Source organism: Shewanella colwelliana (assembly GCF_001735525.1).
Lineage (GTDB): Bacteria > Pseudomonadota > Gammaproteobacteria > Enterobacterales > Shewanellaceae > Shewanella > Shewanella colwelliana.
This window is the reverse complement of sequence record NZ_MCBT01000046.1, coordinates 394,673-419,630: the sequence shown is the minus strand read 5'-3', so window position 1 is coordinate 419,630 and position 24,958 is coordinate 394,673. Positions and strand designations below refer to the sequence as shown.

Annotated in this window: 27 protein-coding genes; 16 read left to right on the top strand and 11 right to left on the bottom strand. The window is 44.2% G+C overall.

Annotated features, from left to right (window positions below; translation table 11 throughout):
* Positions 1–229 precede the first annotated feature (229 nt).
* The 6 genes from BEL05_RS17390 to BEL05_RS17365 all read left to right on the top strand — a co-directional run bounded on the left by BEL05_RS17390 (position 230) and on the right by BEL05_RS17365 (position 6,710).
* Entirely contained in the window at positions 230–2,248 is a 2,019-nt protein-coding gene (locus BEL05_RS17390; protein ID WP_069671931.1) for a DUF3857 domain-containing transglutaminase family protein, read from the top strand.
* Positions 2,248–3,390: a hypothetical protein gene (locus BEL05_RS17385; RefSeq protein ID WP_028762847.1), complete on the top strand. Its 1,143-nt coding sequence runs from the start codon at positions 2,248–2,250 to the stop codon at positions 3,388–3,390. The genes BEL05_RS17390 and BEL05_RS17385 overlap by 1 nt, the downstream gene beginning before the upstream one ends.
* A 340-nt stretch (positions 3,391–3,730) precedes the next feature.
* Positions 3,731–3,943, top strand: a complete 213-nt coding sequence (gene cspE, locus BEL05_RS17380) for a transcription antiterminator/RNA stability regulator CspE (protein ID WP_028762846.1) — start codon at positions 3,731–3,733, stop codon at positions 3,941–3,943.
* A gap of 400 nt (positions 3,944–4,343) precedes the next feature.
* Entirely contained in the window at positions 4,344–4,724 is a 381-nt protein-coding gene (locus tag BEL05_RS17375) for a hypothetical protein (RefSeq protein ID WP_028762845.1), read from the top strand.
* Positions 4,725–5,049: 325 nt separating this feature from the next.
* Positions 5,050–6,381, top strand: a complete 1,332-nt coding sequence (locus BEL05_RS17370; protein WP_069671930.1) for an NAD(P)/FAD-dependent oxidoreductase — start codon at positions 5,050–5,052, stop codon at positions 6,379–6,381.
* A gap of 122 nt (positions 6,382–6,503) precedes the next feature.
* A complete protein-coding gene (locus BEL05_RS17365; RefSeq protein ID WP_069671929.1) occupies positions 6,504–6,710 on the top strand; it encodes a hypothetical protein in 207 nt (68 codons plus the stop codon).
* Positions 6,711–6,754: 44 nt separating this feature from the next.
* Here the strand turns inward: BEL05_RS17365 and BEL05_RS17360 are convergent, their stop codons facing one another.
* On the bottom strand, positions 6,755–7,123 hold the full coding sequence (locus BEL05_RS17360) for an acyl-CoA thioesterase (protein ID WP_028762842.1): 369 nt from the start codon (positions 7,121–7,123) through the stop codon (positions 6,755–6,757).
* Between the two features lie 277 nt (positions 7,124–7,400).
* Between BEL05_RS17360 and BEL05_RS17355 the strand changes: the two genes are divergently transcribed.
* The 3 genes from BEL05_RS17355 to BEL05_RS17345 all read left to right on the top strand — a co-directional run bounded on the left by BEL05_RS17355 (position 7,401) and on the right by BEL05_RS17345 (position 11,515).
* Positions 7,401–8,897, top strand: a complete 1,497-nt coding sequence (locus tag BEL05_RS17355; RefSeq protein ID WP_028762841.1) for an alkaline phosphatase — start codon at positions 7,401–7,403, stop codon at positions 8,895–8,897.
* 15 nt (positions 8,898–8,912) lie between these two features.
* Positions 8,913–10,544 (top strand): alkaline phosphatase, encoded by a 1,632-nt coding sequence (locus BEL05_RS17350; RefSeq protein WP_069671928.1) that lies wholly within the window; start codon positions 8,913–8,915, stop codon positions 10,542–10,544.
* 239 nt (positions 10,545–10,783) lie between these two features.
* Positions 10,784–11,515 carry a hypothetical protein gene (locus BEL05_RS17345; protein ID WP_139151910.1) on the top strand — a complete coding sequence of 244 codons (732 nt, stop codon included), beginning with the start codon at positions 10,784–10,786 and terminating at the stop codon, positions 11,513–11,515.
* A gap of 59 nt (positions 11,516–11,574) precedes the next feature.
* On the opposite strand, the gene ltaE is transcribed toward BEL05_RS17345, so the two are convergent.
* A complete protein-coding gene (ltaE, locus tag BEL05_RS17340) occupies positions 11,575–12,582 on the bottom strand; it encodes a low-specificity L-threonine aldolase (RefSeq protein WP_028762838.1) in 1,008 nt (335 codons plus the stop codon).
* 433 nt (positions 12,583–13,015) lie between these two features.
* Between ltaE and BEL05_RS17335 the strand changes: the two genes are divergently transcribed.
* A complete protein-coding gene (locus BEL05_RS17335; RefSeq protein ID WP_028762837.1) occupies positions 13,016–13,657 on the top strand; it encodes a trimeric intracellular cation channel family protein in 642 nt (213 codons plus the stop codon).
* Between the two features lie 61 nt (positions 13,658–13,718).
* Here BEL05_RS17335 and BEL05_RS17330 read toward each other — a convergent pair whose 3' ends face one another.
* The 3 genes from BEL05_RS17330 to BEL05_RS17320 all read right to left on the bottom strand — a co-directional run bounded on the left by BEL05_RS17330 (position 13,719) and on the right by BEL05_RS17320 (position 15,801).
* A complete protein-coding gene (locus BEL05_RS17330) occupies positions 13,719–14,543 on the bottom strand; it encodes a mechanosensitive ion channel family protein (protein ID WP_028762836.1) in 825 nt (274 codons plus the stop codon).
* Positions 14,544–14,567: 24 nt separating this feature from the next.
* Complete coding sequence (locus BEL05_RS17325; RefSeq protein WP_069671982.1) at positions 14,568–15,131, bottom strand: OmpA family protein; 564 nt, start codon at positions 15,129–15,131, stop codon at positions 14,568–14,570.
* Positions 15,132–15,378: 247 nt separating this feature from the next.
* On the bottom strand, positions 15,379–15,801 hold the full coding sequence (locus BEL05_RS17320) for a PACE efflux transporter (protein ID WP_028762834.1): 423 nt from the start codon (positions 15,799–15,801) through the stop codon (positions 15,379–15,381).
* 84 nt (positions 15,802–15,885) lie between these two features.
* On the opposite strand from BEL05_RS17320, the gene BEL05_RS17315 reads away from it, so the two are divergent.
* Positions 15,886–16,806, top strand: a complete 921-nt coding sequence (locus tag BEL05_RS17315) for a LysR family transcriptional regulator (protein ID WP_069671927.1) — start codon at positions 15,886–15,888, stop codon at positions 16,804–16,806.
* Between the two features lie 35 nt (positions 16,807–16,841).
* On the opposite strand, the gene BEL05_RS17310 is transcribed toward BEL05_RS17315, so the two are convergent.
* Positions 16,842–17,294, bottom strand: coding sequence for a DUF924 family protein (locus BEL05_RS17310; protein WP_037428041.1), 453 nt, complete (start codon positions 17,292–17,294; stop codon positions 16,842–16,844).
* A 169-nt stretch (positions 17,295–17,463) separates the two neighbouring features.
* Complete coding sequence (locus BEL05_RS17305; protein WP_028762832.1) at positions 17,464–18,024, bottom strand: DUF4136 domain-containing protein; 561 nt, start codon at positions 18,022–18,024, stop codon at positions 17,464–17,466.
* 174 nt (positions 18,025–18,198) lie between these two features.
* Here BEL05_RS17305 and BEL05_RS17300 point away from each other — a divergent pair, with 174 nt between their 5' ends.
* The 4 genes from BEL05_RS17300 to ruvX all read left to right on the top strand — a co-directional run bounded on the left by BEL05_RS17300 (position 18,199) and on the right by ruvX (position 20,069).
* Positions 18,199–18,513 (top strand): hypothetical protein, encoded by a 315-nt coding sequence (locus BEL05_RS17300; protein ID WP_069671926.1) that lies wholly within the window; start codon positions 18,199–18,201, stop codon positions 18,511–18,513.
* A 198-nt stretch (positions 18,514–18,711) separates the two neighbouring features.
* Positions 18,712–19,041 (top strand): stress response translation initiation inhibitor YciH, encoded by a 330-nt coding sequence (gene yciH, locus BEL05_RS17295; RefSeq protein ID WP_069671925.1) that lies wholly within the window; start codon positions 18,712–18,714, stop codon positions 19,039–19,041.
* 22 nt (positions 19,042–19,063) lie between these two features.
* Entirely contained in the window at positions 19,064–19,624 is a 561-nt protein-coding gene (locus BEL05_RS17290) for a YqgE/AlgH family protein (RefSeq protein ID WP_069671924.1), read from the top strand.
* 25 nt (positions 19,625–19,649) lie between these two features.
* Positions 19,650–20,069, top strand: coding sequence for a Holliday junction resolvase RuvX (ruvX, locus tag BEL05_RS17285; RefSeq protein WP_028762829.1), 420 nt, complete (start codon positions 19,650–19,652; stop codon positions 20,067–20,069).
* Positions 20,070–20,297: 228 nt separating this feature from the next.
* Here ruvX and BEL05_RS17280 read toward each other — a convergent pair whose 3' ends face one another.
* From BEL05_RS17280 to BEL05_RS17265, 4 genes are all read right to left on the bottom strand, one after another.
* Complete coding sequence (locus BEL05_RS17280) at positions 20,298–20,597, bottom strand: YkgJ family cysteine cluster protein (protein WP_028762828.1); 300 nt, start codon at positions 20,595–20,597, stop codon at positions 20,298–20,300.
* A 145-nt stretch (positions 20,598–20,742) separates the two neighbouring features.
* A complete protein-coding gene (hemH, locus tag BEL05_RS17275; RefSeq protein WP_028762827.1) occupies positions 20,743–21,762 on the bottom strand; it encodes a ferrochelatase in 1,020 nt (339 codons plus the stop codon).
* A 218-nt stretch (positions 21,763–21,980) separates the two neighbouring features.
* Entirely contained in the window at positions 21,981–23,093 is a 1,113-nt protein-coding gene (locus BEL05_RS17270) for a PilT/PilU family type 4a pilus ATPase (protein ID WP_028762826.1), read from the bottom strand.
* Positions 23,094–23,106: 13 nt separating this feature from the next.
* A complete protein-coding gene (locus BEL05_RS17265; RefSeq protein ID WP_028762825.1) occupies positions 23,107–24,144 on the bottom strand; it encodes a type IV pilus twitching motility protein PilT in 1,038 nt (345 codons plus the stop codon).
* Positions 24,145–24,179: 35 nt separating this feature from the next.
* On the opposite strand from BEL05_RS17265, the gene BEL05_RS17260 reads away from it, so the two are divergent.
* Entirely contained in the window at positions 24,180–24,869 is a 690-nt protein-coding gene (locus tag BEL05_RS17260) for a YggS family pyridoxal phosphate-dependent enzyme (RefSeq protein WP_069671923.1), read from the top strand.
* Positions 24,870–24,958 lie beyond the last annotated feature (89 nt).

The following is a 24,958-nucleotide window of genomic DNA, read 5'->3' as shown; positions in this document are numbered from 1 at the left end:
ATCGACTGGTACGCATGGTTACATCTGTTATAAAATAGTGTCAGCTCGCTTTTTCCCTGCAAAGATTCAGCCAGCTAAAAGGCTCGTTGTTCATACTAGAACAACGAGCCTTTTTCGTGAGCAATATTTTCTTAAGCACTTCATAAATAACAGGGTTTCATGTCGTATCCTATTTAATTGTTATTAAGATGTGATACCCTGCCATTATCTATGGAAGGAGTATTATCACGTGAAATCTATAAAACTACTCATCATGCTTTGCGCAGCGCTGCTCGCTCACCAGGTCAATGCACAAGTCATTACCTCAGGTGATTATCAAATCACATTGGCGCCAGCCAATGAATGGGTGACCCCTCAGGCGTTAGCCCCCCAGCGTATCAATAGAGAGAAAAGTCCTGTTCATTACCGTCTTATTGGTCGTCAAGAAAGGTTTACTGAACTTGACAATGAGTACTATCAAGATTTTGCCGCGACCGCATTAAACCAAGAGGGGGTGAAGGAGCTGTCTAAAATTGAGCTGACCTTCAACCCTGAATTTGAAAAACTCACCTTGCATAAAGTGGAAGTTGAACGAAAATCGGCTTGGCATGACAGATTAGATAGCGCCAGAATCAATGTTATCAACCAAGAGCAAGAGTTAAGTAATGATCTATTTAATGGTCTAGCGACGGCTGTAATTGTATTAAAAGATGTGCGCGTAGGTGACACCATTCGCTATCAATACACGGTAGAAGGGCGCAATCCTGTGTACGGCAAAGAGTTTGGTAGTAACTACCCAATGGGTTGGGAAGTTAGCGTCGATAAATTACACCTAAAACTCGTCAATGCCAGTAACAAACCGCTTAATATTCAAGACAACCAAAAGCGTCAGCCCAAGGTGAGCAGCTCGCCTTTTGGTAAGACCTATGAGTGGCAATTAACCGATGTACCTAAATATCGTTATGAAGAGGGCGTCCCTGCTGGATACCTTTGGGCCCCTGTCATTTTTGTGAGTAGTACAACTAATTGGACAGATGTCAGTGCGTGGGCAAAGCCTCACTATCAATTCAAAGAGTCTCACTCAAAAGCACTCACAGCGTATATCAAAGAGGTCAAGCAGAGCCATCAACATAAAGCAGATCAGATAGCTGAGTTTATTCGTTTCGTACAGCAAGATGTGCGCTATTTCGGCATAGAGATAGGTCAAAACAGTCATATTCCTCACAGCCCCAATACCGTTTTTGAACGTCGATATGGTGACTGTAAAGATAAGGCAAGTTTACTGATTGCATTGCTAAATTCGATAGATGTTCCCAGCTCACCCGCCTTGGTTAATAGCCAGTTTGGCGCGACACTGAATGAACGCACCCCTTCTCCAATTTTGTTTGACCATGTTATCAATCAGCTGACATTTGAAGGTAGGCACTATTTTATCGATGCGACCAACAATCACCAAGCGATAGGACTGGCATCGATATCACAGCCCGACTTTGGCTATGCGTTAGTGCTTAGCGATAACATCAATGAGCTGACACCAATGCCGCAAGCCACAGCGAACGTCGACAAAGTCTCAATCGAACAGCACTACATCTCTTCCAATTACATGGCGCCCGTCGATCTGTATATCACCACTAAGTATCACGGGCGTGAAGCCGATTACATGAGATATCAGTTATCAAGCGTATCCTTAAGTGAGATAGAGCAACATTACCTCAATTACTACGCGAAATTTTACCGTGATATCTCTCTTGCAGCGCCCGTTTTATTAGTCGACACCACCGCTGGCGAGAATGAATTATTAATGACTGAGCATTACCAAATTGGCGATTTTTGGCAGGGAAATAACCAGAGTTTAGATTTCTCGTTATTTGCAAGCTACATCAAAAACTACGTTGAGCTGCCTAAAGTGATTAACCGTACTCAGCCACTGGCATTGCCGAGTCAGGTCGCCATAGAACAAACGTTAAAGGTCACCTTACCAGAAAACATTAACTACCAAGTACGCGATATTGATACTCACATTAAAGCCAAAGGCATCAGTTACAATGCGGCAGAAGCCTATATTAATGGGCAATTTTTGCGTCGTCATCAGTTGGTCATCAATCAGAAAACCGTCACTACCGAAGAGAGTCGCGATTATATCAATGCGCTAAGAGAGATAGATGACAACCTATATTACAGTGGAGGCATAACTGGAGACTTTAGTAAGGTGATCAATCACGGTATTGACTTCCTCAACAAGAAGGTCAGTGCAGAGGGAGCTCGCTAATGAAGAACCACACCTTAACGGCTATGCTTATCATCCTTTTCGCTCTGCTCAGTGGCTGTCAGTCAACGGCCAAGAAACAGGCGATACCACTCAATAAAAGTGAGCATACAGGTCAACTATCATCGCTGGCATTTATCCACCAACAGGGTCAGTTGATCGCCGAAAGCCTAGAGAAAGACAGCACCAGTGCCGCCTTTGATTGGTGGAATAGAGCCACATTACTCACCTACGCTCATAATACCTACCCTGATTTAACTGACGCCGAGGAGGAATCTTTTTATCGTTTCGTCAGAACAAAATTCAAAAACCAAGTTAAACAAGCTCAATACTGGCGTTTTGACGGCGTCCAAGGTGATAACTTAGTATTAAGCACCTACATCTCAGATATGCCAGCCGCCATCTTGCTTAATTACCAATACAGTGAGGTTGCCGGCCATCAACAACTCAGGATAGTCGACTGGCAACTAGTTCATCACCTCACCTCTGGTTTAGATGCCTACTTTGCCTATCTTCACAATGCTGATGCTATCGCCAATTCAGGTTTCATCAAAGTGATTCAATCAGCCCGAGCAGGGCAAGCGATGGACGAGCAGCAAGTCGCGGCTATTTTCGACAAACTTCCCGACTCAATAAAAACCGAACCGACCTTACTGACAGACTTTATCTGGTCAAGCTTCGTCACTATTGATGAGCCGTCGACAGCGATTATTGACACCATGTATCAATTCGCACCAATGTTAACCCCAAAAAACAGCGCTTTCTGGGGATATAGTTACATGTACAAAAATGAGATGTCTCAATATCAATACACACGAGAGCTCGCCATGGCCAACCTGAATAATTTGCAAACCAACTATGCCATGGTCGGTGTGTTATATGCCTTACAACAAAACGAAGTTGAATACGCTCAACAGGAATTTATGCGTTATATTCAGTCACAACCTCACGATGCGATGGCCTATGCTATCTATCTCAACAACTTGATCGATCTTGGCTTGCATCAACAAGCCAGTGATATCTTTCAAGCCTTTAACCTGCAGTTTGATGTCAAACTCAACCAACAGGACTTTGCAGAGAGTGATCAGCAAAAAGTGGCGGCATTCTTCAATAGTCCCGCTTTCAAGCAAATATCCCAGCTGTAAACACTATGCTCTCGGCGTCCCATCAAGTCGCTGAGAGCATTATAGATAGATACTGATACAGAGAGATAGGCGTTGGCTACTCAGCCAAATTCGGTAATTAAAAGCCGACAAAAGTAAAAATAGTTAGTTACTTTATGAATAAGTGTGCTATTGTGACGTCGCTCTGTTGTTCAGAGTTATTAATGAAAAGAATCAAGTAAAAGTAAAACTCGGCGTCAAATCTGCACCATTTTTGTCTTCATGTTTCCCTTAGCTTCATCGTAATACTTTAATAATTCAGCTACTCAGCACATCGCAATTTCGCGATAATTTTTTATGAATTTAAAATAAGGGACACAACATGTCTAATACAACTACTGGTATCGTAAAATGGTTTAACGAAGAGAAAGGTTTTGGTTTTATTTCTCAAGAAAATGGCGGTGCTGACGTATTCGTACATTTCCGCGCTATCGCTTCTGACGGTTTCAAAACCTTAGCAGAAGGCCAAAAAGTATCTTTCGAAGTTGAGCAAGGTCAAAAAGGTTTACAAGCTGCGAACGTAGTTCCTGCTTAATCTTTGACAGCTTAATTTGAAAAGGCGACCTTAGGTCGCCTTTTTTGTACCTAGCGCTACGACAATGGATCTGTAGCCAACCCCATGTTGAACGTACCTTCAAAACCATCATCACCCTACCGCTCACAAAACCACCAAATAGAAACAACTCACAGAGCGGGATAAAGTCGATTAGCTGTTGCTTTATTAAGCACTGGTTATACAAATCCAATAACACTATAAAAAATGAGAGCTAGCACATAGTTATCGGTCTTTAACTCGTGCTACAACAAGTAAACAGCAACGATGAAACGCCACCTGCTAATCTATTTTTCATGTCAGCAAAGGCGAATAAACGTTGACCGAACAGAAATGCAGTGCCTATGATGGCCACTGTATCCAACAATTAGGTAGGTAATCTATGACAGCAATCTCTCATGTCTATAACTATACAGTTCGATGCCCACAAGTTAAGGACCCAGCACATCCAACAACATGGCAAAATCATGTTGAATTTAACCAATCCTGTGAAATCGGCCTAAATCGCATCACTAAATGGCATGATCGCTCTGGTCACCGTATTTTCGAACAAGATGGCTTTACCGTTAGAGAAGCTGACTCAGAAAGCTCTTACTTCGCGATGCAAAATAGTCGTTTGCTGAACAACGGTCACGTATTAGTCACCTTTAAAATTTTCATGGATGACTCGACTAAAGACACATCGGTTCAAGAAATCATGCAATATCTTATTAAAGACTATCAGCACCGATTAGAAAAACTTAACGAACAAGCGATTGCCTAATCAGGCTCTGTGTGACTGTCTCCACACGGAGGCAGCTCACACTTTATCAAATAGAAAACAATCAAGTTCACACTTCAAGCCACCAAAAAATACCAATAAACCCCCACTTAACATTCATGGTAAAAAATTAATCCATTATTAAACAACAAACTAAAACAATAACACCTACTTTCAATAGCTAACCACATCAAAACTTCATTCATTGCCGTTTATCCTACTCGCTGTTAGAGTTTTGTCACACTCACAGGCATTGTTTCAATTTACAAAAAATGTAACTTGCACGCCCAGTTAATAGACTCTCGCTAACGGCATGAGTAACTTAAACATGGCACAACCATCAGTGGAGCTAAAAAAAGTGGATAGAAAGCAGAATATTGTCATCGTCGGCGGTGGTGCGGGTGGAATGGAGATCGCAACCAAATTAGGCCGTAAACTTGGGCGCAAAGCAAAAGCTAAAATCACTCTAATTGATTGTGCAGAGAGCCACATCTGGAAACCACTATTGCATGAGATTGCCACTGGTGCACTAGACATTGGTATTGATGCGATTAGCTATCGCAGCCATGCCGCTGCACATGGCTATCACTTCCAGCAAGGCGCCATGACAGATTTAGACAGGAACAAGCGCCAGGTTATTCTCGCACCAATCAAGGATAAATCGGGTGAGGAACTGCTGCCAGCAAGACGGATTGACTACGACTACCTTGTGATTGCCATTGGTAGTATTGCTAATGACTTCAATATCCCAGGGGTGCGTGAACACTGCGTATTTTTAGACAACACTGAACAGGCCATGCAAATTCGCAGCATGTTACTTAATAAATTTATGCGTTACGCCAGTCATCACCAACTTAACGATAAGATAAAAATCTCTGTGGTTGGCGCAGGTGCCACCGGCGTTGAGATGTCAGCCGAGATGCACCATGCGGTTGAGCAGCTCAGCGGATTTGGTTATAAAATCGATAGCAGCCTGCTTGAAGTAACCTTGATTGAAGCGGACAGCCGCATCCTACCTAAAGTCGAAAAGAGTGAGATTTCTGAGTCAGTGACTCGAGAACTCAAACAAATCGGCGTGAATGTTCGCACTAGTACTCGTATTGATAACGTCACCGATAGTGGGCTACATACCACTGATGATGAGTTTATCGCCGCCGATATGGTGATCTGGTCAACCGGTGTTAAGGCACCTGATTTCATGAAAAACATCGGTGGTTTAGCCAGTAACGCCATCAATCAAGTGATGGTAAAACCCACAATGCAAAGCCTCACCGATACACATGTTTTCGCTATCGGTGATTGCGCCGCCTGCCCCCAAACTGACGGTTCATGGGTACCTCCGCGGGGACAAGCAGCAAGACAGATGGCATTGATGACCGCTGATAACATCTGTTTAATGCTGGCTCAGAAAACACCCCAGCATGAATATGTTTATAAAGATCTCGGCTCCTTGGTGAATCTGTCTAAATTTCATACGGTCGGTAATCTGATGTCATTCATGGGGGGAGGCGTCTTGGTCGAAGGTAAAATTGCTAGATTCGTTTATACGTCACTTTATCGCCGTCATCTCATCGAGCTTCATGGTGTCTTTAAGGGGACCTTATTAATGTTTGCCAAGGGGATAAGTCGAATTATTCACCCCCATCTAAAATTGCATTAAGCACTCATTTAAGCCAGCCGCGATTAAAGTCGTCCAGCGTTAAGTGATTTTAACCTCCGCGCTTTACAGCTAGTGATAACGCGTTAGAATGGCCGCTATATCGACTTAGGAGTGCAACAACAATGCGAACAACCTTAGCCCTATTGCTCACACTTAGCCTATTGAGTGGCTGCGCCGAGTTAAAAGATGCAGGGCGCACCATAGGTGACACCACTAAAGAGGTCACCACTGAAATTGGTCATGCCACACGCGATACAACCAAAGCTATCGGCCATGCTTCTCGAGATGCCGTTAACTCAGTGAAAAACGATCTAAGTAAAGAAGATTAACTCTACCGATGATGCACACAGCTAAAGTGCATCATCCAGTTTGATTAAGCCGCATTGGCCTTAATGCCATGGGGCTTAGGTAAACCACTTTCGTCCACATTGACAAAAATTAGCTTATCTATCGTCACCACAGGTAATCGGCTCACCTTATTACGGACCTCACAGCGCACGGTTATCGAACTTAATCCCGCACTAATTAATTCAAGGCCAAACTCAATCACATCTCCTTGTCTTGCTGGCGTCATAAAGTTAATTTCTGAAATAATCTTGGTCACAATACTTTGACTGTTCATTTGGCATGCAGCAAAAATTGCAGCCTCCTCATCAATCCAACTTAACAACTGCCCACCAAAAAGTGCATTGGCAGGGTTTAGGTGCTCAGGTTTAATAAAACGTCGACTGTAATACTTCATAATTGGCCTCCAGCTAAAATCAAAAAGCACAATTCAAGAATCAAGCCAAATTTAAATTGCTATTAAATCAATAAAATAGGGGTATTTAGTTTTTATCCAAAGCACCTTATTGGTGCTTTGTGCACCAAATCTAGTCATCAAACAAGGTCCTGTCTCGACGGTATTCATATAACTGAAACCCTAATGACCCATTTCCGTCACATGAATAACAGACAATCAGGCCGCTTTATCTCAATTGAAAACCAATTTTCCACCCTACATACGGATGATGAAAGTGATGATGATAAAAAGATTAGCTGCATTAATCTCTTGCAGCCTAGTATCCATGGTGGCCAACAGCGCCGCACTACCAAGTGTTCAATCGGATAGCCCTTGGTTTAAAGACAGCGCACAACTGGTCGCAAGCAAAGCCAACTTAGAAAACAAAACTAAAGCTAAAAATGTAATTTTATTCGTTGGTGATGGGATGGGTATTTCAACCCTCACTGCCGCACGGATCTATCAAGGTCAACAGATCAACGGTAACCAAGGTGGTGAAGAGAATTTCTTAAGTTTTGAGCAGTTTAATCACACTGCCCTAGTGAAAACCTACAACACCAATCAACAAACACCTGACAGCGCAGGCACCATGACCGCTATCGCAACAGGCGTTAAGTCAAAGGCTGGCGTACTTTCAGTTTCTGACACAGCGCTGCGCGGCAACTGCTTATCATCCAAAGGTAACGAATTGGTGACTTTGGTCGATTTAGCCAATGCTAAAGGCCTATCAACAGGTGTCGTTAGTACAGCCCGTATCACTCACGCAACCCCTGCTGCTACTTATGCCAACAGCCCAGAACGCAACTGGGAAGCCGACAGCAACCTCACCGCTGAAGCTGTAGCCAACGAGTGTAAAGATATCGCTTATCAAATGGTGATGCGTGACCAAGACAATGCACTTAGCGTTGCACTGGGGGGCGGCCGCCGAGCATTCCTACCTAACACAGTGACAGATGGTGAAAACAAGACTGGTCGTCGTAAAGATGGTATGGACCTAACTCAAGCTTGGGTCGAAAACTATGAAAATGCCGCATACGTTTGGAATAAAGAAGCCTTTGATGCCATTGACGTGGCGAGTACTGACCACCTTCTGGGCCTGTTCAACTCATCACACATGGAGTATGAAGCGGACCGCGCCGACGATGTAGGCGGCGAACCTTCATTAACAGAGATGACTGCAAAGTCTATCGAACTACTCAAGAAAAATGATAACGGTTACCTGCTGATTGTCGAATCGGGCCGTATCGATCATGCACACCATGCGGGTAATGCTAAACGTGCCTTAATGGATGCTGTTGAACTCTCTAATGCGGTTAAAGCCGCCTATGAAACTACCGACCCGGACGAAACCTTAATCCTTGTCACCGCCGATCACAGCCATGTATTTACGATTGCTGGTTACCCCAAGCGCGGTAACCCGATTTTAGGCTTAGTCCATGGTGTCGATGGCAACCTTTCGACAGCGATAGATGGTAAACCCTACACCACTCTGGGTTATACCAATGGCCCTGGTGCAGTAGTTGGCACACGTGATGACTTAAGCTCTGTAGACACTCAAGACAGAGACTTCATGCAACAAGCACTCGTGCCAATGGGCAGCGAAACCCATGCTGGTGAAGATATTAGCCTGCATGCGACAGGACCTGGTGCCAACTTGGCGCAAGGCGTTATTGAACAAAATGTCATTTTTCATATTATCAACCAAGCCCAGTCGCTTGGCGGTACTAAGTATTAATAGGGAGTAGAAACGATGAATAAGAAATTACTTGTACTGTCTTTAGCAGCCATTTTAGGTCTCGCGGCATGTGGTAGTGATGGTGAAAACGGCACAGATGGCTCAGCGGGTACACCAGGTACTGACGGCACTAATGGTCAAAATGGTAAAGATTGGAGTGCAGTAAACCAGTGGTTTATTGATGGGCAAAACCGTGTCGCAACAGCTCAATCGCTGACGCAAAATAATCAAGCGGGCGCGGCAAAGAATATCATTCTATTTGTTGGCGATGGTATGGGTGTATCAACCGTAACTGCCGCAAGAATCTTAGAGGGTCAGCTTAAAGGTCACACGGGAGAGGAAAACTCACTCTCCTTTGAAACCCTGCCACACCTTGGATTAGCTAAGACCTATAACGTCGATGGGCAAACCCCTGACTCAGCTGGCACCATGACGGCCATGGTCACTGGGGTAAAGACAGATGTGGGCGTGATCTCACAGGCAGAAGGTGTCACCCGTGGCAACTGCGCCTCAACCTCGGGGCAGAATTTGGTAACGTCCTTAGAATTGGCCGCCATGGCAGGTCTTTCAACAGGCGTCGTATCGACCGCCCGTATCACCCACGCGACGCCAGCAGCGGCTTATGCTCACGCACCAGAGCGTAACTGGGAAGCTGACACCAACTTGCCAGCCGAAGCCGTCACTAACGGTTGTAAAGATATCGCTGCACAACTGCTAGATTTCAACCAAGGAAAAGGTATTAACGTAGTAATGGGTGGCGGGCGCCGCGCATTTATTCCTAATACCACTGTCGATCCAGAAGGTAAGTTTGGTAAACGTGCAGATGGTCGAGACTTAACGGCTGAATGGTTAAGCCAATACAGCAATGCTGCATATGTGACAGACCGAGATAGCTTCTTGGCGCTCGATACGGCCAACACAGATCATGCCCTAGGACTGTTTAACTCATCACATATGGAATATGACTATGACCGTGTCACTTCAGGGGTAGAAGGTGAACCCTCACTAGCAGAGATGACCGCGAAGAGTATCGACATACTGCGTAAAAACAACAAGGGTTTTGTGCTCATTGTTGAAGCTGGTCGTATCGATCATGCACATCATGCGGGTAATGCAGCTAGAGCACTCCACGACACCATCGCTCTGTCAGAAGCCGTTCGTGTTGCTATGGAGAAAACATCAGCAAGCGATACTTTACTGATGGTGACAGCGGATCACAGTCACGTGTTTACCATCGCTGGATACCCCACTCGTGGCAACCCTATCCTTGGCCTTGTTAAGAGTAACGATGCCAATGGTGTCCCAACAGTCACCAACTCAACGGATGCCAATGGTATGCCATATACCACTGTAGGTTATGCAAATGGTTTAGGCTTTGCGTCACTGGAAACAGGTGGTGATGAGCGTTACAACTACGCCGCAATAGCTGGACGGGTTGATCTTAACTATACGAATACACAAAGTGCAGGCTTCCACCAAGAGGCGCTTGTGCCACTGGGTAGCGAAACCCATGCAGGTGAAGATGTCGCTATTTTCGCCCGCGGCCCAGGTGCTAGCCTAATTCAAGGTACGGTTGAGCAAAACCACATTTTCCATGTGATGAACTACGCAGCAGATCTGGTTAACAAGGCCACTGGCGCGCAGTGAACCATGGTTAACTTAACGCCGCAATAACCTTCAGCAGCCTAAAGATGGTAACGCCTAAGTATCAATACTAAAGGTGACACTATCGCTAGGCTGCTAGTTTAAGCAATACCATAATCCACCATAGATTAAACTAAGGAGCTTGCATGTCTTGCAACAAAGAACAGACAAAAAGAATAACGCACAAGCTAATAGTGAAGCGCTTAACAAACATACTTTTTCTGGGCTTTAGCGCTTTGTTGGTGAGCCCCCTAGCTCATGCAGCGCAGCCGAATATTACCTCTTACATAGCGACAAATTCGGGCGCTCAATGCGACAGCAATATTACCTCGACGCAGTATCAAGCAACTTACCAGATAACGACGACAGATCATCACTCGAATGCACAGCAGCATGTGACATTGACCCTAACTCGCTTAAATGACCGCATCCTCTATCAACATAACGAGGTAAGTTTTGAAGCCTGGAATAAAAATGGTGAGTACGTACGTTACTTCCCAGCTCAAAAGCGCTCAATTAGCTATCGTCGCGGCGATCTTCTTGCACTCAACATAGATACAGACCTTGATAGACAGTTCCATATTATCTCCAAGCATGGGCTATCCCAGCTAAGTCAAGGCAGCACGATGACTGGCAAGTGTCTCAATCAGCAGCAGTTTGTTAGCCGAGACGCTGAGCAAAACGTCGCGGTCACCTGGCTACCTCAAATGGCATTGCCGAACGTCTTAACAGTCGATAATCGCTACCAATCGATCCATTATAAATTGACTGAACTTAAAGCGATTTCTAAAGACCTCTTTAATCAGCGTATTGGCGGGTATCAAGATCTTGATTTTGCTGATGTGGGTGATAGTGAATCAGATCCATTTATCGCCAAAATGATCACGCAAGGGTTTATTCAACATGGTAGTTCAGGGTTTTATAATGCCGACGGGCAGATGATTGATGGAGGCCACGGCGGCCACCAGCATTAACCTCCTAACAAAAAGCCATCCTACTTAGGATGGCTTTAGCGTTGACAATCTAGCCGCGGTTATAACAGCGCTTTAAGTGCCTTGATGAAAGTATCAACATCAGCGCGATTAATATCTGCATGAGTCACCAATCGCACTGTTGTACCAGGGCTAATTAAGATCCCTTGCTGCTTTAGAGCCGTGGCTATAGCCTTGATATCGACATTATCAGCCACTTTAGCAAACAACATATTGGTCTGAACGGCCGTCAAATCAACCTCGAACTCCGCTAACAGGCTTAGTTGCTCAGCAAGGTATCTTGCATTGTCATGGTCAACCGCTAAACGCTCAACTTGCTCGGTTAACGCAATTTCCGCGGCCGCAGCTAACATGCCAGCTTGACGCATCCCGCCACCCAGCATTTTACGCCAGCGACGTGCACGATGAATCAGGCGTTCATCACCTAATAGCAGTGAACCGACTGGCGCACAAAGCCCCTTAGATAAACAGATAGAAACCGAATCGAAGTATTGGGTTATATCACTAACCTCTATACTCTGCGCGACAGCGGCATTAGCGACTCGCGCACCATCTAAGTGGATTTTTAGGCCCCGATTAAAAGCAAGCGATTGCGCCTCTGCAAGATACTGCTGCGATAATACCTTGCCACCTATGGTGTTTTCTAAACTCAATAGTCGAGTCCTCGCAAAATGAATATCATCGGGCTTTATTGCCGCTTCAATATCGCTAAGCAATATTGAGCCATCATTTTGATTACTTAAGGGTTGTGGTTGAATACTGCCTAACACGGCTGCCCCACCACCTTCGAACTTATAATTATGTGCTTGTTGCCCACAAATATACTCGTCACCCCGCTCACAATGAGACATTAATGCCAATAGATTAGCTTGTGTGCCAGAAGAGGTGAACAGCGCGCCATCAAAACCAAAACGTTCAGCAGCCATCGCTTCTAAACGATTCACAGTGGGATCGTCACCATATACATCATCGCCAACGACAGCATTTGCTATCGCACTGCGCATAGCCGCTGTGGGCTGAGTTACTGTATCACTTCGAAAATCTATCATTACGCAGAGATCCTGTTACCTATCAAATTAACCTATGCAGGCATAGTAACCTCAGGCCAAACGTGTAGCTAGAGGCTTTTGCGCTTTCAGCCTTGTTTTTAACTCCATTTAGCAAAAATGTGCCTATACAATAAAAGTATCACTGTCATGATAAGTCACTAACCAACTTCTGCGACTCTATGTAGGCTAAAGAGATGCACCCTCACTAAAACCACCATTGACAACAACGGTGAAAATCTCGCTATCAAAGCGAAATATCAATTAGAATTTATTAATCAAACATTCAAAAAAAACCATAACCACTGCTATTAACAATAAATAAACAGATAATATTAAGTTAGAAATTCTAATGCTAAAAAAGCAAAAAATCTCGTTGTAATCATCACTAAATCTAAGGCAAAATTCGCTCCCTTTTTTGACGTTAGAGCTTCACATGCAGGAAGTACAATTTATTACTTTGCTTTGGCTAATAGGCATCATAGCCGAAGCAATGACTGGCGCGCTTTGCGCCGGCAGAAAGCAGATGGATCTGTTTGGCGTTGTCATCGTCGGCTGTGCCACGGCGATTGGTGGCGGTACCCTCAGAGATATGTTATTGGGAAACTATCCGCTTATTTGGATTGAGAATGTGCACTACTTGCTAGCCATCGCATTTGCCTCACTACTAACCGTGATTATCGCACCAGTGATGCGCTATTTGTCTAAGCTATTTTTGGCGATCGATGCACTAGGCTTGGCTGTATTTTCTATTGTCGGCGCACAGAAAACCTTACTACTTGGCTTTAGCCCAGTGGTTGCTGTGGTCATGGGGGTTGTCACGGGGGTGTTTGGTGGTGTGATCCGCGATATTTTGTGTAATCAAGTGCCGCTGATTTTTAAAAAGGAGCTCTATGCCTTAGTCTCCCTGCTCACCGCATTACTCTATATATTGCTGAAGATGTATGGCGTTACTGAATGGGTTAATTTAGCAATTAGCCTAACATTCGGGTTTGGTTTAAGAATGCTGGCCATTCGCTATCATTGGGGAATGCCCAAGTTTGATTATCAATATAATCAAGACGGTCAAATTCACTGATACGATAGCCCTAAAGAAAAGGTCGGCATAAGCCGACCTTTTCATTAACACGCATATTGCATTATGCAGCAGGTGTTTCTTTTACGTACACATCCATTTGTGGATATGGAATGCCGATGTTTGCTTCATCCAGTGCAAGTTTAATCTGCTCTAAGATCTCGAAACGCGCTGGCCAGTAATCAGAACCTTTCACCCATGGACGAACCACAAAGTTAATTGAAGAGTCGGCCAATTCAACGAGCGCAACCGTATAAGCTGGGTCTTTAAGTACGTAGTTATTGTTGTCTAGCACTTGCTTAAGTACGTTCTTTGTTTCTTGTAGGTTCGCGTCATAAGAGACGCCAATCACTAGGTCGATACGACGAGTATCCATTGCTGAATAGTTAGTAATGGTGCCATTCATGACTGCTGAGTTTGGTGCAACTATTACTTTGTTATCAGGAGTACGAAGCTTAGTTGAGAAGATAGTGATCTCATCGACTGTACCTGCGATACCCGCAGCCTCAATATAATCACCGACACGGCAAGGACGGAAAATAACCATCAATACACCAGAGGCAAAATTAGAGAGAGAACCTTGTAGCGCTAGACCAACCGCTAAGCCAGCGGCACCAATCACAGCAACTAACGATGCCGTTTGTACGCCAACTTGTCCCAGTGTCGCAATGACAGTAAACACAAATACAAGTGCCCATGCCATATTCGCGACGAACGAAACGACTGTAGGATCAATATTGCGCTTAGTCATCAATTTAGACGTTAATTTCTTTGCGACATTAGCAAAGTACTTACCGACAATAAAAATAACCAGAGCAAAGATAACTTTCATACCATAAGTCACAATCAACTCAGGTGCTTGCTCAATATAACCTTCCAAACTTTCCATTTAACGCTCCCTTTAAAATATCGACTAATTAGTCTCTAACAAAAACTCTACTCTTCTATTTAACGCCCTACCGGCTTCGACTTGATTGTCGGCAATAGGTTGCTCACTACCATGCCCAACGATACTGAATCTTGTGGGGCTAAAGCCATAATCCTCGACTAAAATTTTTTCTACACTCAAGGCTCGATCTACCGAAAGCTGTTGATTAAACCCGACTTCGCCAATCGCGTCCGTATGTCCCTCTAAGCAAATCTTCCCATTATTCTCACTGAGAAAGCGCTTAATATCCGCCAAACTTTGCCATTGAGAAAAACTAACCTCACTACTTGAAAATGCAAAATAAACCGCTAAGCGAGTGGCTTTTTGGCATTGTTCTGGATAAAAACTCCCATCAACTGTCTGCAAACACACAGACACTGCCGGGTTCTTGTTACATCCAACCGCATCGACAACACTTCCCACTACCGTATTAGGGCAAGCATCTTTGAGATCCGGCACACCGTCCTTATCCATGTCACTCCAGCCTAATGTGACAGGGCTATATAAGGCCCAAACAGTAAGTAAAATGAATGAACATAGGTTTTTCATCACGGTTACCAACAAATCTTGCTCAACGGCTAAACCATATATAGTCCACAATTACATTTGCAGCAATTAAACCTTACTGGGCAGGAGTCAGCTATTTTATATCCTTCTTACGAATTAACCAATATGCAAAATAATTATCTTATTACCAACAAGTGTAATAGACATCTTACTAACTTTGACTCACTTGACAGATAAACTGCGAGGATGAATGTTAACCCGTAACTGTGACCTTAATGGGTAGCAAGCATCAATAGCATTTCGCCTTATGCACGATGCGAGTTCGAATGCTGTCAAAACACCAGTTAAATAAGACGGCATAAAAAAAGAATATCACGAGAAAAACCGCCTCTAACATTAACGCACCCCATAAACTTAATCCTAAAAACCATGCTATCACTGGGACAGTGACAAAGATTAAGCCCGCCTCGAAACCGATGGAATGGCCAATCCGCAGCCATATATTGCGTTCAGCACGATCAGTACCAAAATGGCCATCAAACCAGATGTTATAGAAGTAATTCCACACCACCGTATATAGGCTTAACCCCACTCCTACCGCAGCTAGCGCGCTGACGTCTTTCTCGGTTAGCAACATTGCAATGGGCACCACTAACACTAATGCAAAGATCTCAAACAATATGGCATGAATAATTCTTTCTTTCGTCGACATCATAAACACTCAGCAAATTAACTTGCGACCATTATCATCTACAAATAAGATAACAAGTAGTTAGATACCATCTGGTTTAAAGATATGTTTAGCCTCGAACAACTTAATGTTTTTGTTACCACAGTAGAAACAGGATCATTTTCAGCCGCTGCAAGAAAGTTGGGGAAAGTTCAATCCGCGGTCAGTCAACAGATTATCAACATGGAAGTTGACTGCAATAAGGCACTATTTGATCGTACTGGGCGCTACCCAGTACTCACCGATGCTGGCGAAGCTATTTTGCAACAAGCAAAAGCAGTTATTACCCAGCACCAACGGCTGAACTTACAAATCGCCGCCCTGGACAGCTGTGATCCCGTAAAATTCACTTTAGCCATCGATGAAGGCGTTCCTTACGCCGGTCTCACTAAACAGTTACACACTTTCACAGAACTATATCCACTGATACAACTGGAACTATTGACTGCCACCAGCCCTGAAATTATCAAACTAGTTAAAGATAAACGTGCAGATATGGGGGTTGTTTTTAGTGAGGAGGTCTACCCACAACAACTTGATTTTGAATCCTTAGGTGCTGTAGCGTTCGATCCTTTTGTCAGCGCTGGCCATCCTCTAGCTAAAACCACTGCTGCGCATCTCGATATGCTTAAGCTACACAGACAATTGGTGATTGGTGCTAAAGATAGTCTTCATGGCGGTTATAAAACCGCATTTTCGCCAGATGTTTGGTACGCAGATAACTACTATGTGCTGCTAGAATTAGCCAAATCAGGGTTTGGTTGGACCTTACTGCCAAGCCATATTGCGCAAGATGCGCTTTCCCAGGGAACCCTGCATATTCTGCCTACCAATGTTGAACAGTTTGGTTGGCTGGTCAATGTCGATGTCGTTCAGCACATAGAGGTAAGTGATAACTTAAGCCGATTGCTAAGAAAGCTGCTTAGAGAGATGATGGATCAGCAAGCGGTCACTCATCCATCAATTAAGCAGCCTAGTAGTGTGTAAACAACCAGTATAAAGCCAACGGCAGCCATTAACCTTTACTGTAACGTTATGGCAGCTTGTTTATACCATGCAGACCAAGCGGGTTTACTGTCGGACTCTAACTGAGACTGCATCCCTTGCAACAACCTTAGCAGCAGGGCCTTATCATCGGCTTTGTTGGAATAAAACAGAGGATCGTAAAAGCAACGTCGCTGGATTGGTTCTAACTGCGTGTCGAAACCACGCTCAACCCCCGATACACATAGCTCGCGGGCAGTGGTTTGTAATGTTAACGCAGTGTCATCGTCCAACAGGTGTGCAATCGGTCCCATGAGTAGAATTAACCCTAATCGTCCTGGCGGAGTCTTTTTCCAGCTTTCAAGCTGACCTTGCTTCGCTTGCGATAATAATTGCTGCCAGCTAGTTAAAGTGTCAGGTTTTAACGCAGTAATATCAACGCCATCACCTTTTTCATAATGATAAAACCACTGCTGTAAAAACTGTTCCACAATGCCTCCAGTACCACTTGTTTGAATATCCGCAGGGTAACATTATCAATGTGCGACAAGATGTTGGACTTTGGTCTAAATACTATATACATCACGACGAGACTAAATGATGCGCACAAAAAAGCGGCTTACGCCGCTTTTAAAATTTAGGAACTATAGCGATTGAACACTACTTTGCTTCAGGTTTTGGTGGGTAATGCAGCATCATCTCTGTAATTGCCTTATTAACCACTTCTACCCGCTCTTCAGGGGTGTTTTTGTCGCGGATAGTATCTGCAACTGAACCACGCCAAATCAGCTGGCCCGATTCACGGCTGACTAAATCGACAATAAGCGTGCCGACTTCATATTCTCTAACCGTTGTCTGGGTATGCATATTGCCTCCCCATGCCCAACCAGGACCATAATATGGGTTATAGCCATAGTTGGTATTAAAGGTATCGACATTAATTTTTTTGTCCACTTTAGTGAAGTAGTTAACTAATACATCAGCGGTGTTAGCATCAGCCAAAGTGAGCCCTTTAAACTGTAACTGACTGTTAACGGCAGCGCGAACACGTTGGTCCATTAAGCCATCAAGGTGATAAGTTTTATCATCACTCTTCTGAACGACCCACGCATAGCTCTTAATCTCATTGAAATTAACCTTAGGATCATAATCCGAGCTCGATTTCATCGTACTACAGGCCGACAGTGCTAATGCTGCCGCTAAGACGATTACCTTTTTCATAAATACTCCACCAATAAAGAGGGTCAATACCAACCGATATATAGTTTTAAGCTTACAGAGCAAAATTATGATCTACAACTCTCTTTTTGTTGAAAAAACGATTTAATACACTTGACTTTAATTACCACCCAAATGATAATGATTATCAATTAGATTTAATTAGGGAGTTACTATATGACTTGGTTTATCAGCGCATTTATCATCGCCAGTGCAATATTTATGTTTGCCCCAAAGAAGCTCGCTGTCAACAATGCGACGCCCAGTCATCAAGCCTATGGCCAAAAGGTACTATTGGCTATCCCACTTGTCGCCCTAATAATTTTTAGTCTGAATGTACTCAGCGGTTACAGCTCTCCACAAACCCTTGTCGCCATCTGCTTTGCCTTAACAGGTTGTAGTGTTGCCATGACGTCGTTGCACAGATTCATTATTCCCTGCGCTGGTGTCACCGCCGTTGCACTCGTCTTTATGGTAATACAGCTATTTTAAAGTTTGTTTCATCAAGATTGCTCACATTTGCACTAATTCGTTAGTTGCTTTCGGATATCAGACGTTAACGTCCTCCCTGCAAATGGGTCGTTAACGTCATCCATGACCACTTCGGTGGTCTTTTTTTTGCCCTTAACATTCCCACTCAATCGCGCAATTTGGTACACTCAAACTAAGAGCCACAACTAGTTTTTTAAGATGAGAATAGATCCTAACATTTCATTGGTGTATAGCACCGATGGCGGAAAAATTGAACCGAATAACGAACCTAAAACCATTCCTGAAGGTGACGGCATTGTTCGCATACACAAGGATAGTAAGGGTCGAAAAGGCAAAGGAGTTTCGGTGATCAAAGGGCTAGGCCTTGACGAAAAAGCGCTTAAAGCCTTAGCTCAAAAGCTAAAGAAACAGTGCGGCTGCGGCGGTACTGTCAAAGAGTTTACGATTGAGGTGCAAACCGACAATCGCGAGCAACTTAAGACAATACTTGAGAAACTCAACTATCAAGTTAAACTGGCAGGTGGCTAATTTGCCAATAGTGGAGTGCTAGATGGACAGTTTGCAAAATCATTTACTTATAGCAATGCCTTCGTTGCACGACACTTTCTTCGAACGTTCAGTCATCTATATCTGTGAACACGATGAGAAAGGCGCCATGGGGCTGATGATTAATCGTCCCATCGGCGTCGATGTCAATGAACTCTTAAAACAGATGTCTCTTGATGAAGCTAACCAAGTCTCCGAGAGCATAGGCAGCCAAGTACTGGTTGGTGGCCCCGTTGGGCAAGAGAAAGGCTTTGTCCTCCATACACCACAATCTCAATGGAGTAACAGTCTGCAGATTAGCGATGAGGTAATGCTGACGACTTCAAGAGACGTGCTCACATCGCTGGGCGGCCACCAAGCACCTGAACATTTTATTGTCGCACTGGGTTATGCCGGCTGGGGACGAAATCAATTGGATCAGGAGCTAGCGGAGAATAGCTGGTTAGCGATTCCGGTTACCCATGAGCTTTTATTTGATACTCAACATGATGAACGCTGGCAAGCCGCTACAAAGTCACTCGGTTTTGATGTGTGGCAGCTCTCATCACAAACAGGCCACGCCTAATTCTATTGCAGGAAGAAATGACATAATGAGTTTAACAACGGTATTGGGATTTGACTTTGGCACTAAAAGTATCGGCGTTGCCATAGGCCAACAAATTACTGGTAGCGCAACCCCTCTGGCGTCAATAAAAGCCAATGACGGAATCCCTAAGTGGGAAGAGATAGGCATGCTGATTGAAGAGTGGCGACCAGATCTTATCGTCGTTGGTTTACCGCTAAATATGGACGGAACCGAACAAGAGATGACCCAAAGAGCACGTAAGTTTGCCAATCGCATTACCGGGCGATTTGGCGTAAAAACCGCGACTCAAGATGAACGCCTCACGACTGCTGATGCTAAAGCTAGGCTGTTTGAAATGGGGGGATTTAAAGCGCTCTCTAAGGGACAAGTCGACTCCATGTCTGCAGTTTTAATTATTGAGAGCTATTTCGAAAACCAATATTAACCCACACCTGTTTGCACCTTTTTTATCCCTACGACAACACCACCCAATGCGGTGTTAACGAGCTTAAACGCAGAACAACTGCATTCCTGACTCGTCGCAATCAACTGGGACCTTGTGAATGCCCTTAATGCAGGAGCAATTAAGGGCCTTACCTCAGACGCGCTAAACACTCGCTAAGTAATCAGATTTTTTATACTGATTGGTATAAAATCAACAAACAGAAGTAAATCATGATGTGACAAGCAGCATCTCACGTTCTATTTCACAATCATAGGATCCCATTTCAAACTCACGGCAATTCCAAGGACGATTCTCATAAATCGAACACATCATGGTTTCGCGATCTAACGCAGAACACCAACCATCATCGAGACGTCGCATGGTCTCCCCGCCCCACTGATCGACAGCCACATGTTCATCAGGAACCCCTGTGTCGCTGATAATCATCACCTCTAAACGACAGCAGCAAGCCTGGCAGTTCGAACAACTAATTTCTGTTTTTGATAAATCTTTAATATTAATGGTCATGGGGGTTATCAAATCGATACAATCGCCCATTTTAACGCAAAATGCCCCAATCGATATCGATTTAGGGCATTAAAATTGACTAATAATAAAAAACATAGGCTTTGCAGCAAGATAGATAGGACGCTGATTAAGCCACTACCTTATCTCATCTTGCTAGATAGGGTTTAACCAAGTTTGCCATCATATCGATATGCTGCGGCTCATCATTTAGTGCAGCTATGTAGCGATACTTTTTGCCACCAGCCTGTTCAAATATTTCACGATTTTCATGCTCAATCTCTTCCAGTGTTTCAAGGCAATCAGCACTGAACGCAGGACAGATAATGGCAACGTCATCAACGCCATCAGCGGCCAGTTGAGTCAGTGTCGCATCAGTGTAGGGCCCAAGCCACTTAGCCTTACCAAATCGCGATTGGAAAGTAGTGACATACTCACTGTCTTGCAAACCCAGCACTTCTACCACCAATCGTGTCGTCTTCATGCAGAAACAGTAGTAGGGATCGCCAAGATGAAGGTTTCGCTCTGGCATGCCGTGATAGGACAGCACTAATTTCTTTGGTCTACCATGAAGTTCAAAATCTCGCTTGATTGATGCAGCTAGTGCCGAGATATAACCAGGATCATCATGATAAGTATTAATAAAGTGTAACGCTGGCAAGTATCGCCAAGTGCTCAGCTCTTTACTCAGCGCATCGAACGCCGACGCGGTTGTTGGTGCAGCATATTGTGGATAGAGAGGTAAAACGACTAACTTATCAGTGCCCTCTTTATGGAGGCGTTTCAAGGTATCACTCACGCTTGGTTCGCCATATCGCATACAAAAATCGACGTTGACCTTTTCGCCATGGGCTTGCAATTGATCTGCTAACTTTTGGGTCTGCTTCTGGGTGATGGCCATCAAAGGTGAACCGGCTTCACTCCATATTTGTTGATACAGTGCCGCCGACTTTGCAGGCCTAACACGTAATATAATTCCATGGAGAATCATCAACCAGATAAGTTTTGGGATTTCAACAACTCTTGGGTCTGCAAGAAACTCAGCAAGATAACGCCTAACCGCGGATGTTGTTGGTTCACTCGGCGTACCTAAGTTCATCAATAAAACAGTGGTGCGAGCTCGTTGTTGATGCCCCTGCTCTTTCGTTAAGCCTTTATAGTTACCCAATTTAACTCCCTACTCACGCAAAATTTTTAATTTTTGGCATGGCGATATTTCCCCCTGCCATCTGTCTTTCTGACTGATTAACCACTTAGCTTATATCATGGTTTCATTAAAGCGTTATGAATACGCTATAAGTAAGTGCCTGGATCAATGAGTAAATCAATCTGATAAAAAGCGGACAACACCTAGGTATTGTCCGCTATCTATAACGTCCGATAATCTTAATCTAAATCTAGCGTCACACCTTCCATAAATCCGGTACTGGCAGCTTCTGTACCTTGCAGCTTAATCATCAAACGCAAGTCGTTTGGCGAATCAGCATGATGCAAGGCATCTGCGTAGCTAATTTCGCCATCAACATAGAGTTTCAGCAAGGCTTGGTCAAAAGTCTGCATCCCCTGCTCGTTTGACTTAGCCATGGTTTCTTTTAGGGTATGTAGCTCATTTTTAGCAATAAGACTTGCCACACGAGGCGTGTTAATCAGCACCTCAATCGCTGCACGTCGCCCAGAGCCATCACTCTTGGGTACCAACTGTTGGGCGACAATACCACGTAAATTAAGTGATAAATCGAACAGTAACTGTTGATGCTTACTCTCAGGTACTAAGTGCATAATGCGATCAAGCGCCTGGTTAGCATTGTTGGCGTGCAATGTTGCCATACACAAGTGACCTGTTTCAGCGAATGAAAGCGCAAACTCCATCGTTTCTTGGCTACGGATCTCACCAATCAAAATCACATCAGGGGCCTGGCGTAGCGAGCTTTTTAGTGCGGCATCAAATGACTCGGTATCAATACCCACTTCGCGTTGAGTGATGATACTCTTACGATGGTCGTGAACAAATTCAACCGGGTCCTCAATGGTTAAAATATGACCTCGAGCATGAGCATTTCGATAACCGACAAGCGCCGCTAACGACGTTGATTTACCCGTCCCCGTACCACCCACCATAATGATCAGGCCACGTTTACTCATCACCAAATCTTTCAAAATTGGCGGAAGTTTAAGATCTTCAACCAAAGGAATTTTGGTCTCGATACGACGCATCACACAACCTGGTGATTCTCGTTGCCAAAAAGCACTGACACGAAAACGTCCCAACTCTTTAGCTGCAAATGCAAAGTTACATTCACGGCTCTCATGAAACTCTTTAATTTGCGCTTCGGTCATCAAGGCTTCGACAAACTCTAATGACTGTGCTGGTGTAAACGGATTCTCACCTAAAGGGGTTACTTCACCGTCAATTTTGGCACTTGGTGGAAAACCCGCAGTGATAAATAGATCCGATGCTTTTCGCTCTACCATCACTTTTAAAAATGGACGAACTTCCATAATAAGACCTTACTTAAAAACTAGCATTCTTGTTAGAACTCTTAGACATGGCATCTTCCCGAGTAATTAAGCCTCGGTTGACCAGGTTTTGTAAGCACTGATCTAAGGTTTGCATACCATGGGCCATACCAGTCTGAATAGCTGAATACATCTGAGCAACTTTATCTTCACGGATCAGGTTACGAATCGCTGGCGTTCCCATCATGATCTCATGAGCTGCAACTCGGCCGCCTCCTACCTTCTTAATCAAGGTTTGCGAAATAACCGCCTGGAGAGATTCCGACAACATGGTTCTCACCATACCTTTCTCCCCTTCAGGGAATACGTCAACCACACGGTCAATGGTCTTTGCTGCTGAGGTGGTGTGCAAGGTACCAAAAACCAAGTGACCGGTTTCGGCCGCTGTCATCGCAAGTCGAATGGTTTCAAGATCACGCATCTCACCCACTAAGATCACATCTGGATCCTCACGCAGCGCACTTCTTAGTGCAGCATTAAAGCTATGGGTATGGCGATGTACTTCTCGTTGGTTGATCAAACACTGTTTGTTCTGGTGCACAAATTCGATAGGATCTTCGATGGTCAAAATATGATCATGTCTATTCTCGTTCACATAATCGATCATCGCCGCCAAGGTGGTACTCTTACCTGAGCCTGTAGGTCCGGTTACCAATACTAACCCTCGAGGGAAACTTGATATTTTTTTGAAAATATCGGGCGCACCCAATTTTTCTAAACTTAATATTTCACTGGGAATGGTACGAAATACCGCCGCGGCTCCACGGGACTGGTTAAAGGCATTAACACGAAAACGGGCTAAGTTGGGCACTTCGAACGAGAAATCTATCTCTAAATGTTCCTCGTAATCCTTACGCTGTTTATCATTCATGATGTCATAAACGAGACTATGCACACCTTGATGATCCAGCGCTGGCAAATTAATCTTTCTGACTTCACCATCTACACGTATCATTGGAGATACTCCCGCAGAAAGGTGTAGATCTGACGCATTGTGTTTTACACTAAAGGCAAGTAACTCTGTGATTTCCATAGTATGGGATATCCATTCAACCAAAAACTTACATCATGACAACAATAGCAGACAGACTCGCTAACGCCCACCTAAGAATTGCTCAAGCGGCGCAAATTTCATCACGTGATAGCGAAGAGATTAAACTACTCGCCGTCAGTAAAACTAAGCCCATTAGTCAAATACTAGCGGCCTATCATGCTGGCCAACGTCTTTTTGGTGAAAACTATGTTCAAGAGGGCGAGTTAAAGATAATTGAACTACGACCATCATGCCCAGATATTGAGTGGCATTTTATTGGTCCGTTGCAATCAAATAAAACTAAGATCATCGCAGAGCATTTCGATTGGATGCATACCCTGAGTCGTGAAAAAATTGCTAAGCGCCTCAATGACCAACGCCCTGAAGCTCTTATGCCCCTCAAGGTGTGTATTCAAGTTAATATCAGCGCAGAGCAGAGCAAGTCAGGCATCCCCCCCCAAGAGCTAATGAGTTTAGCTCGAGTTATCAATGCATTACCACGTATTGAACTGAGAGGATTAATGGCTATCCCAGCGGCGACAGACGACATAGCCATACAGCGTCGGGAATTTGCCCAAATGAAAGTGCTATTTGACCAATTACGTAATGTCTATCCTTCTGTAGATACCCTTTCTATGGGGATGAGCAATGACTTAGAGATCGCCATTGATGCCGGAACCACTATGGTGCGTATCGGTACCGCAATATTCGGCAGTAGAAACTAAGCAAGGTAATCATCAATGACTTGTATTTTGCCGTGTTGGCCCAAATATATTGTCATATATTGATAAAAAATAACCACAACTAGAGACCC